Below are 1,510 nucleotides of genomic sequence, written 5' to 3' on the forward strand. Positions count from 1 at the left end.
GACCCCCGCACCCCGGCGCGGCGCACCTGCCGCGCCCATTCCCCCAGCGCGGGGCGCCCGCGCACCTCCGGATGGTGCTCCAGCCACTCCCACAGCGCCGTTCGTTCCGCCTCCGCCCGCGCGCGTTCCGCGGCACGGTCGCCGACCGGCCCCACCAGGTCGGTGACCACCTCGGTGACGTCGGTGCCCAGGTCGTCCAGCACGGTCTCCAGCGTCCCCAGCGACACCGAACAGTGCGTGCCCGGCCGGCGCGCCAGGCCCAGCAGGTCGGCCACGGCGTCCCGCTGCGCCTCGTCCAGCGGCCCCACCCGCACACTGCTCACCCGCCTGCCGGTGGACAACCGCCCGTGCATGGCCATCCACAACGGACGCAGCTCCGGCACACACACCGCCGCGGGCAGGTTCACGACTCCCCGTCCTCCCATCCCGCGCCCGTCCACACGAACCGCGCGGTGGTCACCGCGTCGTCCACATCGGACCCGGTACCCGCGTCACCCGCACCGCCCGGGCCGTCGCCGGTGATGAGCTGGTGCACCGCGATGCCGGGGAGCTCGCGGTAGGCGCCCCACTCGTGGTCGGAGGTCAGCATCAGGTCCAGGTCGAGCGAGGTGAGCAGGTCGAACACCTGCCCCCGGTTGTCCGAGTCCACCCCGACGAACACCTCGTCCAGCAGGATCAACCGGGGCGCCTCGGGCACCGACTGGTAGTGCGCCGCCACCGCCGCGAACAGCGGCAGGTGCAGCGCGATCGCCTTCTCCCCACCGGACAGGGCACCGTGCAGCTTCTTCGTCAACGGCTGCCACCCGCGCCCGTCGGCCCGGTCCAGTTTCACCACGAACCGGTGCCAGGCGGTGTAGTCGAACACCCGCGCCAGCTGCTCCTGCCAACTCGACGCGGTGTTGTCCGCCTTCGCCTGCTCGATCCGCTCCCGGAAGAACCGGTGCAGCGAGTCCCGGTCCGCGTCGGACATCCCCACCGGCGACTTGAGCAGCAGGTCCCGGGCGTCCCGGGTGCCCGCGGGCAGCTCCGGGTTCACCTCCCACACCAGCTTCACCGCCACCCGCGACGCGGTGCGCACCCGCTGCAGCCGGGCGTTCATCGCGTCCACCATCTCGTTCGCCTGGCGGATGCGCTCGGCGAGCTGACGGCGGATGTCCCCGGTCAGCGTCTTGTCGAACAGCTCCCGCTCGGCGGCGGTGATGTCGCCGCGGCTGCGCTCGGCGTCCTCCCGCAGGATCGTGTGCAGCCGGTGCGCCCCCACCCGGACCCCGTCCACCGTCGCGGTGAGTTCCTGCACCCGGCCCTCGGTCTCCGGCTGCAGATCGGCCCGACCGCTGAGCGTGTCCCGGCAGGCGTGCACGGTCTCGATCAGCGCGTTCAGCGCGGTACTGATCGCCGTCTCGGTGAACGTCTCGTCCGGCAGGGCCGTCGCCACCGCCCGGGCGGCCTCCCGCGTCGCGGCGGCGTCGTCGGCGGACGACAGCGTCAGCTCGATCCCCGCGTCGTCGGG

At 73.4% G+C, this 1,510-nt stretch carries 2 protein-coding genes; both read right to left on the reverse strand.

Annotation, left to right across the window (positions count from 1 at the left end; genetic code table 11):
• Window positions 1-407, reverse strand: a 407-nt coding sequence (locus tag ACTIR_RS23830; RefSeq protein ID WP_034240486.1) for a TIGR02679 domain-containing protein, incomplete at its 3' end; no start/stop codon positions are given.
• Window positions 404-1,510, reverse strand: a 1,107-nt coding sequence (locus tag ACTIR_RS0116345; protein WP_026455091.1) for an SbcC/MukB-like Walker B domain-containing protein, incomplete at its 5' end; no start/stop codon positions are given. The genes ACTIR_RS0116345 and ACTIR_RS23830, both read right to left, overlap by 4 nt.

The organism is Saccharomonospora iraqiensis subsp. iraqiensis, from assembly GCF_000430445.1.
Classification (GTDB): domain Bacteria; phylum Actinomycetota; class Actinomycetes; order Mycobacteriales; family Pseudonocardiaceae; genus Saccharomonospora; species Saccharomonospora iraqiensis.